The sequence below is a fragment of the Methylobacterium sp. CCH5-D2 genome (assembly GCF_001556475.1).
Taxonomy (GTDB): Bacteria; Pseudomonadota; Alphaproteobacteria; order Rhizobiales; family Beijerinckiaceae; genus Methylobacterium; species Methylobacterium hispanicum.
On record NZ_LSIX01000779.1, the window covers coordinates 1 to 8,179 of the forward strand.

Below are 8,179 nucleotides of genomic sequence, written 5' to 3' on the forward strand. Positions count from 1 at the left end.
ACGAAGCCGATCGGCCAGGGCACGGGCCTCGGCCTCTCGATGATCTACGGCTTCGCCCAGCAGTCGGGGGGGCAGGTCCGGATCTACTCGGAGGTCGGCCAGGGCACCACGGTGTGCATCTACCTGCCGCGCTACTACGGCGACGCCTCACCGGACGAGGGCGGCGTCGAGCGCACGCCTGCCGCCTTCGCGGAGGCCGGCGAGACCGTGCTGGTCGTGGACGACGAGCCCTCCGTGCGCATGCTGGTGACGGACGTGCTCTGCGATCTCGGCTACGCGGTGATCGAGGCCGCCGACAGCGTCGCCGGCCTCAAGGTGCTGCGCTCGGACGTGCGCATCGACCTGCTGATCACCGATGTCGGCCTGCCCGGGGGCATGAACGGCCGGCAGATGGCCGATGCGGGCCAGGACGTCCGCCCGCAGCTCAAGACCCTGTTCATCACCGGCTATGCCGAGAACGCCGCCGTCGGCAACGGCCACCTGCGGCCGGGCACGCAGGTGCTGACCAAGCCGTTCGCGATCGATACGCTGGCCTCCCGGGTCCGCGCGCTGATGAGCCTTTAGGGCGTCCGGGCACGGCTGCCGGGCCGGGCCGCCGCCTCAGGGAGAGGCCGGCCCGGCGACCGGGAAATCGAGGCGCACCACCACGCCGCCCTCCGAGCTGTGCCGGAGGACGCCGCCGAGCTGGCTCGCCAGTCCCTGGCAGATGCGGAAGCCGAGACTCCTGCCGGCCTCTGGGTCGAACGCGGCGGGCAGACCCCGCCCGTCGTCGGCGATGGTCAGCATCAGGCGCTCCGGCGTCAGCTGGTCCAGCCGGACCGTGATGGTGCCGCGCCCACCCGGGACGAAGGCGTGCTTGAGGGCGTTGGTGACCACCTCGACCACGAGGAGGGACAAGGTCGTCAGGCGTGGCAGGTCGAGCTGGACGTGGGAGGCATCGACCAGGCAGACGACGTTGCGTGCGCCGGTCGCGTCGAGCAGGTCGGAGCACAGCTCCTGCAGGTACCGGCCGACCGGCTGGCTCACCCGCTCCGGGTCGTAGAGGCGCCGGTGGATCCGGGAGATCGTCTCGAGGCGCACGCGCGCCTCGTCCAGGGCCGACAGCGCCGCCGACGGATCCGCGCCGACCTTCCTCTTCTGAAGGGTGAGCAGCGCGGCGACGAACTGCATGTTGTTGGCGACGCGGTGCTGCAACTCCTGGAACATGGTCCGCTGCTGCTCGTACAGCGTCGCGGTGACGGCACGCTCGGCCTGCAGGCGCGTGCCGGCGCGCTGCATGAGGTGGATCAGCGCGATGTCGACCCCCACGATGCCGGCATAGAACAGCAGCGCGAGCGCGGTCGCCCCGTCCAGCGCGTAGGATCCGGTCGGCGGCAGGAAGAAGTACCAGGCGGAGAGGCCGCACAGCACCGCGCAGACGATGCCCGGCCGCAGGCCGCAGAAGAAGGTCGTGAGGATCACGGCCGGGAAGAAGGTCAGGTAGGGAAAGCCCGGCGGCAGCACGTCGTCGACCGCGAAGCGCAGCGCGAGCGCGATTCCGGTCGCCGCCACGGCCGCGACGTCGCCCATCCAGGGATGGGCGCGCAGCCGCCCCGTGAGGTGGGCCAGGACGCGGAGATCGGGTCGATGCCGTGACGTCGCGGTCGAGCTGATGAGGACACTCCCGTTCGGGTGAGGCCGGCCGGGCGGCCCGCCATGCGCACCCGCACCGTTACGGCGAACCCGGCCTTAACAGGTGCTTAACGGCCCGGCGGCGCCGGTGCCGAAGGTCTCGATCCGGCATCACGCGGGTCCCAGCGCGCGATCGGCGATTCGCGCGCGGCACACCCGGCCGCGGCGGCTACTTGTCGAAGATGGCCTGGAGGGCGGCCCGCTCTTTCGTCGCCGGCAGCGCGATGAGCGCCAGGATCCGGGCCTTGTCCGGCGTGAGGTCGCCCGCGAACACCGCGCCGGCCTTGAGCAGCGTGTTGCCGCCGCCCTTGAAGCCGTAGACCGGCAGGGCGCGCCCGTCGTAGACCTTGGTGGCCACGATGACCGGAACGCCCTTGGCGATCACCTCGGCGATGGCGTCGTGCATCTCCGCGTTCATGTTGCCCCAGCCATAGGCCTCGACCACGATCGCCTCGGCGCCGGTCTCTGCCGCGTGGCGGACCTGACTGCCGTCGGCGCCGGCATACATCGCGACCAGATCGATCCGCGGCATCCGCTCGGGCAGCGGCAGGGTCTGGCGCCGCAGCGACTTCCGGCTGAAGACGACCCGGTCCTCGTCCACGTAGCCGAGGATGCCCGCATCCCCCGAATTGAAGGTCTCGACGTTGCTCGTGTGGGTCTTGCGGACCTCGCGCGCCGCGTTGATGCGGTGGTTGAGGGTCACCGTGACCCCGAGGCCGGCCGATCCGTCCGCCAGGATCTGGCGCGCCGCGTTGAGGAGGTTGCGCGGGCCGTCCGCGTCCCAGTCGGACGCGTTGCGCTGCGCGCCGACCAGCACCACCGGCTTGTCGCTCTTCAGCGTCAGGTCGAGGAAGTAGGCGGTCTGGTCGAGGGTGTCGGTGCCGTGCAGGACGATCGCGCCCCGAACGCCCGGGTCGGCCAGGATCTCATCGACCTTGCGCGACAGCGCCGGCCAGCGGTCCGGCCCCATGTAGTCGCTCGGGACGTTGCTGAACTCGGTGACCGCGATGGTGGCGATGTCCTTCAGCTTCGGCACGGCCGAGACGAGGTCCTCGCCCGACAGCGCCGGCACCGGCGCATGGGTGGTGGGGTCGAGCTTCATCGCGATCGTGCCGCCGGTCGCGACCACGGCGATCTTCGGAAGCTCCGCGGCACCCGCCTGGGCCCCGAGCAAAGTCAAGCCGGCGAGGCCGAGCAGCGTTTGCCTGAGAAACTCTCCAGCCATACCCAAACCTCCGTCGCCGAGAATCGGCCATTCGAACACCCTGCACGACGCGAGGGTTCCTCACATCCGCGGTGATGCTTCGCGGGACGCACGACGCCGACCGGGACGACTTCCGCTCGCGATCTAACGACCTTTGCGGGTATGGGATAGACGCACTGCGGCGCTACGGATCTGGTCGGTAACGATGCACCCACCTGTCGCCCTCGTCGGGAACCTCGGGACCGACGACGAGGTCCGGTACCTCGCGGCATTGTCCGCCGCGATGCCCGAGGAGTGCGTCCGGCCGTTTCGCGCGCTGACGGAGATGGAACGGGCCACGGTCGAGGTCGCGGTCGTGGCCAACTCCGACCCCGCGGAGGTGGCGCGGCTGCCGCGCCTCGCCTGGATCCACTCCCTGTGGGCCGGTGTCGAGCGTCTCGTGCGGGATCTCGGCGCCGGGGCGCCGCCGATCGTGCGGCTGGTCGATCCCGAACTCGCCCGCACCATGGCCGAGGCCGTCCTGGCCTGGACCTACTACCTGCAGCGCGACATGCCCGCCTATCGGCGCCAGCAGGAGGCGGCGATGTGGCGCCCGCGGGCCTACCGCGCGCCGGCCGACACGACGGTCGGGCTGCTCGGGCTCGGCGCCCTCGGCGCCGCGGCGGCGCATCGGCTGCTCGAGGCGGGCTTCCGCGTGGCGGCCTGGAGCCGGTCGGCTCCGTCCGCGACGGCCCGCGCGGCGCTGCCGCCGATCGTGACCTGCGCCGGTCCCGACGCGCTGCCGGATCTCCTCGCGCGCAGCGACATCGTGGTCTGCCTGCTCCCGCTGACTGCGGAGACCCGCGGCCTCCTCGATGCGCGGCGGCTTGCCGCGATGAAGCCGGGCGGTGCCCTCGTCAACCTCGCGCGTGGGCCGATCGTCGTCACCGGGGACCTGCTCGCCGCCCTCGATGCCGGCCATCTCTCGCACGCGGTCCTCGACGTGTTCGACGCCGAGCCGCTGCCCGCCGGTTCCCCGCTGTGGCGGCACCCGGACGTCACGGTCCTGCCGCACGTCGCGGCTCCGACGAACCCCGTGACCGCCGCGGCCGTGGTCGCGGGCAACCTGCGCGCCTATCGGGCGACCGGGCGGATACCCGCCTCCGTCGATACCGCGCGCGGCTACTGACGCGCCTGCGCATCGCGTCCTCCCCGGGCCGAGCGCCGAAGCCGGGCCGGCCGGTCCACCGCCGCGTCGCACCCGTTGTCCTGAATCAAGGCGGCCGGGATGCCCCTCGATAGAAGGAGCCTTCGGGCGCGCGGGCCCTCGCGGATCGGGCCTGCCCGTCCGGACGGGGGCCGGGCAGGCGCACCGGGCGAGGCATTCGGATGGCGAGCGAGCGAGCCCATCGGGTCCACGAGCCGGTGCGCGCGCGGAGCGCGGCGATCCGCGGGCCGGCGGCGCGCCCGCTCGCCCCTCCCGACGCGACGGCCGACGATGCCCCCCACGACACGCGGCAGATCCATGCCCTGCCGGTCCCCGAGGTCCTCGGACGCTTCGGGACCGTCCCGCATACGGGTCTGACGGAGGCGGAGGCCCGCGCACGGCTCGCACGGTTCGGTGGCAACGTGATCGCCGCCAGGGAGCGGGCCGGCGCACTGGGCCTGCTCCTGCACCAGTTCGCGAGCCCCGTCGTCTACCTGCTCGCGGCGGCCGCCGCCCTGTCGCTCGCCTTCGGCGACTGGCGGGAGACGGCGGCGATCGTCGCGGTCCTGGCGGTCAATACCGGCCTCGGCTTCTTCACCGAACTGCGCGCGGCTCGCTCCGTCGAGGGATTGCGGGCCCTGTGCACGCATGCGGCCCGCGTGCGCCGCGACGGGCACGCGCGGGTGCTCGCCGCGGAGCAGCTCGTCCCGGGCGACATCGTGCTGGTCGAAGGCGGCGACGCCGTGCCGGCCGACCTCCGGCTGATCGACGCGTCGAACCTCGGCGTGGACGAGTCCATGCTCACCGGCGAGGCCGTTCCGGTGGACAAGTCGGCCGATCCGGTCGCCCCCGGCGCACGCTTGGCCGAGCGCGCCTCCATGATGTTCCGGGGCACCCTGGTGACCCGCGGCAGCGGCACGGGCGTCGTCGTCGCGACGGGGGCGGGAACCGAGCTCGGCCATGTGTCGCAGCTCGTCGAAGGCGCCGAGCCCGACGCCTCGCCGCTGGAGCGTCGCCTGGAGCGCCTGTCCGGCCAGATGGTCTGGGCGGTCCTGGCGACGGCCGCCCTCCTCGCCGGTCTCGGCGTGGCGGCCGGCAAGGACCTTCGCCTCATGGCCGAGGCGAGCATCGCGCTCGCCGTCGCGGCCATCCCGGAAGGCCTGCCGATCGTGGCGACCCTGGCGCTCGCGCGCGGCCTGTGGCGCATGGCGCGGAAGAACGCGCTGATCGAGCGCCTCGCGGCCGTCGAGACGCTCGGCGCCACCACCGTGATCCTGACCGACAAGACCGGCACCGTTACCGAGAACCGGATGACGGTGCGGCACCTGTCGCTGCCCTCGGGCGAGGTGGACCTGGCCGAGCCTGGCCGAGGCGGCGCCGGGGCCGAGCGTCTTCTCCGCGCGGCCATGCTCTGCAACGATGCGGCGCTCGGGCAGGGCCCGGGCGGGGCCAGCGGCGACCCGATGGAGCAGGCGCTGCTGCGGGCGGGCCGTGCCGGCGGGCTCGACCGTGCGGCGCTCCTGCGCGACTGGCCGCTCGTCGGAAAGCACGCCTTCGACGCGGCCACGCGGATGATGGCGACGGTCCACACCGCCGGGCAGGGGTACGTGGCGCTCGTCAAGGGCGCGCCGGAGGCGGTGCTCGCCGCCTCGCGCCGCGTCGGCGATGCGCAGTGCCCCGTCCCCCTCGACGGCGCCGCCCGGGACCTGTGGCGCCGCCGCGTGGAGGCCATGGGCGCGCGGGGCCTGCGGGTCATCGCCTGCGCCGAGGCCCCCCTGGCGGATGCGCGGGCCCGCCCGTTCGAGGATCTCGCCGTCCTGGGATTGATCGGGCTGGAGGACCCGGCGCGCGCGGACGTCCCGGCCGCGCTGGCGGCTTGCCGCGCGGCCGGCATCCGCGTGGTGATGGTCACGGGCGATCACGCCGTCACGGCCCGGAGCGTCGCCGAGTCGGTCGGGCTCGCGCGGCCGGGCGACCGGGTCGCGGAGGGCGTTCCGGGCGACGGGGATCCGGAGGGGCTCGCGGACGTCTCGGTCTTCGCCCGGGTGAGCCCCGCCGAGAAGCTGTCGCTGGTCCGGGCGTACCAGGAGAGAGGCGAGATCGTCGCCATGACCGGCGACGGCGTCAACGACGCCCCGGCCCTGAAACAGGCCGATATCGGCGTGGCGATGGGCGGGCGGGGAACCGACGTGGCGCGCGAGGCGGCCGCCATGGTCCTGCTGGACGACGCCTTCCCGACCATCGTCGGCGCGATCCGCGAGGGGCGGATCATCTTCGACAACATCCGCCGCTTCGTCGCCTACCTGCTGTGCTGCAACCTGAGCGAGGTGCTGGTCGTCGGGCTCGCGGTCCCGACGGAACTGCCGCTGCCCATCCTGCCGCTGCAGATCCTCTACCTGAACGTCGTGACCGACATGTTCCCGGCCTTCGCGCTCGCGCTGGGGGAGGGGCCGGACGACATCCTCGAACGCCCCCCGCGCGACCCGAAGGAGCCCATCCTCGGAAGCGCCCAATGGGTCCGGATCGCCGCCCACGCCGCCGCCATGACGGCCGCGACGTTCGGGGCCCTGGCGGTCGCCGCCCTGTGGCTCGGCCTCGACCGGGCCGGGGTGGTGACCGTGACGTTCCTGACGCTCGCCTTCACGCAGCTCTGGCAGATCTTCAACATGCGGGCCCCGGGCTCGCATCCGCTCCGCAACGAGGTCACCCGCAACCCCTGGGTCTGGGCCGCCCTGCTGCTTTGTACGGTGCTGCTCGTCGGGCCGGCCTACCTGCCTCCGGTCGGCGCCGTGCTCGGCATCGTCCCGCCCGATCCGGCCATGTGGGGCGTGATCCTCGGCGCGAGCCTCGCGCCGCTCCTCCTCGTCGAGCTCCGGGCGATGATCGTCGGCGAGCCGAGGCGGCCGAGGCGGCCGAGGCCCGCATGACCGCCGCCGGCCTCGGGGCGCGGGCCGAGGGCCAGCCTCACCGCTGCTCGAAGCGGGCCTGGAGGCTGTGGCCGTGCAGCTTTGCCGAAAGCACGACCTTCGTGCCCACCGCCAGCGGCGCCTTCAGGTCGCCGACGAGCCTGTTCGGAGCCGCAGGCCTCAGGGTCACGGTCTCCGTCCTACCCCCGGCCTGGATGAAGGCCTTGGCCGCCAGGCCGGCCGTGTCGACCGGCTTCCCCGCCTCGTCGCTGAGGAAGAACGTGACGCCGCTCTCGGTGGCGACGAACTCGACCGGATGGCCGTCCGAGACCGTGGTCTGGCCGCCGTTCGGGCCGGCGCCGAGCGCCGGCGTGGCGCCGAGCGCCAGGACGAGGGCCGCGGCGCGGAGTGCGGTGCGCATGGTGATGTCCCTTCTGGGTGGGTGAGGGCGGCCTCAGAACGCCTCGGCCGGGGTGGATCTCGGGGCGTCGGGCGAGGCCTCCGGCCGGCGCCGGGCCTCCGCCCGCAGCCGCTCGAGCGGCCCGCGGCCGAAGGTCAGGAAGAGGACCGGCGTCAGGACCGTGTCGAGGAGCGTGGCGCTGATCAGGCCGCCGAAGATCGTCACCGCCACCGGGTGCAGGATCTCCTTGCCGGGCGCGTCCGCGCCGACCAGCAGCGGCACCAGGGCGATGCCGGCCGAGAGCGCCGTCATCAGCACCGGCGCCAGCCGCTCCAGGCTGCCGCGGATCACGAGGTCGCGCCCGAACGGCATGCCCTCGTGGATCGCGAGGTTCAGGTAGTGGCTGATCTTGAGGATGCCGTTGCGCGTGGCGATGCCCGTCAGCGTGATGAAGCCGATCATCGAGGCGACCGAGAGCGGCTGCCCGGCGAGCCACAGGGCCGCCACCGAGCCGATCAGCGCCAGCGGGATGCTGCCGAGGATGATCAGCGTGAACACGACGGAACGGTAGCGGCTGTAGAGCAGCGCGAAGACCAGCGCGAGCGAGAGGAGCGAGAGCAGGCCGATGGTCCGGCTCGCCTCGGCCTGCGCCTGGAACGAGCCCTCCAGACTGGTGGCGTAGCCGTCGGGCAGGTGCGTCGCGGCGACCCTCTCCCGGATGGCCTGGACGATCCGGCCCATGTCGGCGCCGGCCTGCGTGTTGGCCTGGACCACGATGCGGCGGCGGGCGTTCTCGCGCAGGATCTGGTTCG

General features: G+C 73.2%; 7 protein-coding genes. 3 read left to right on the forward strand and 4 right to left on the reverse strand.

Annotated features, from left to right (window positions below; translation table 11 throughout):
• Positions 1 to 564, forward strand: a 564-nt coding sequence (locus tag AX737_RS20745) for a response regulator (protein ID WP_156453859.1), incomplete at its 5' end; no start/stop codon positions are given.
• Between the two features lie 36 nt (positions 565 to 600).
• Here the strand turns inward: AX737_RS20745 and AX737_RS20750 are convergent.
• Both AX737_RS20750 and AX737_RS20755 read right to left on the reverse strand, forming a co-directional pair.
• A complete protein-coding gene (locus AX737_RS20750) occupies positions 601 to 1,569 on the reverse strand; it encodes a histidine kinase dimerization/phosphoacceptor domain -containing protein (protein ID WP_066924547.1) in 969 nt (322 codons plus the stop codon).
• 271 nt (positions 1,570 to 1,840) lie between these two features.
• On the reverse strand, positions 1,841 to 2,896 hold the full coding sequence (locus tag AX737_RS20755) for an asparaginase (RefSeq protein ID WP_066924548.1): 1,056 nt from the start codon (positions 2,894 to 2,896) through the stop codon (positions 1,841 to 1,843).
• A 184-nt stretch (positions 2,897 to 3,080) separates the two neighbouring features.
• On the opposite strand from AX737_RS20755, the gene AX737_RS20760 reads away from it, so the two are divergent.
• Together AX737_RS20760 and AX737_RS20765 are read left to right on the forward strand one after the other, a co-directional pair.
• A complete protein-coding gene (locus AX737_RS20760; RefSeq protein WP_066924550.1) occupies positions 3,081 to 4,043 on the forward strand; it encodes a glyoxylate/hydroxypyruvate reductase A in 963 nt (320 codons plus the stop codon).
• Between the two features lie 200 nt (positions 4,044 to 4,243).
• Positions 4,244 to 6,988: an HAD-IC family P-type ATPase gene (locus AX737_RS20765; RefSeq protein WP_066924551.1), complete on the forward strand. Its 2,745-nt coding sequence runs from the start codon at positions 4,244 to 4,246 to the stop codon at positions 6,986 to 6,988.
• A 37-nt stretch (positions 6,989 to 7,025) separates the two neighbouring features.
• Here the strand turns inward: AX737_RS20765 and AX737_RS20770 are convergent, their stop codons facing one another.
• Together AX737_RS20770 and AX737_RS20775 are read right to left on the reverse strand one after the other, a co-directional pair.
• Positions 7,026 to 7,388 (reverse strand): hypothetical protein, encoded by a 363-nt coding sequence (locus AX737_RS20770; protein WP_066924553.1) that lies wholly within the window; start codon positions 7,386 to 7,388, stop codon positions 7,026 to 7,028.
• Positions 7,389 to 7,421: 33 nt separating this feature from the next.
• The coding region (locus tag AX737_RS20775) for an efflux RND transporter permease subunit (protein ID WP_156453860.1) at positions 7,422 to 8,179 on the reverse strand (758 nt) is incomplete at its 5' end.

Coding starts and splice junctions, on each gene's coding strand:
- AX737_RS20770 (WP_066924553.1), bottom strand. CDS start 7,388: ATGCGCACCGCACTCCGCGCCGCGGCCCTCGTCCTGGCGCTCGGCGCC.
- AX737_RS20755 (WP_066924548.1), bottom strand. CDS start 2,896: ATGGCTGGAGAGTTTCTCAGGCAAACGCTGCTCGGCCTCGCCGGCTTG.
- AX737_RS20765 (WP_066924551.1), top strand. CDS start 4,244: ATGGCGAGCGAGCGAGCCCATCGGGTCCACGAGCCGGTGCGCGCGCGG.
- AX737_RS20760 (WP_066924550.1), top strand. CDS start 3,081: ATGCACCCACCTGTCGCCCTCGTCGGGAACCTCGGGACCGACGACGAG.
- AX737_RS20750 (WP_066924547.1), bottom strand. CDS start 1,569: ATGGGCGACGTCGCGGCCGTGGCGGCGACCGGAATCGCGCTCGCGCTG.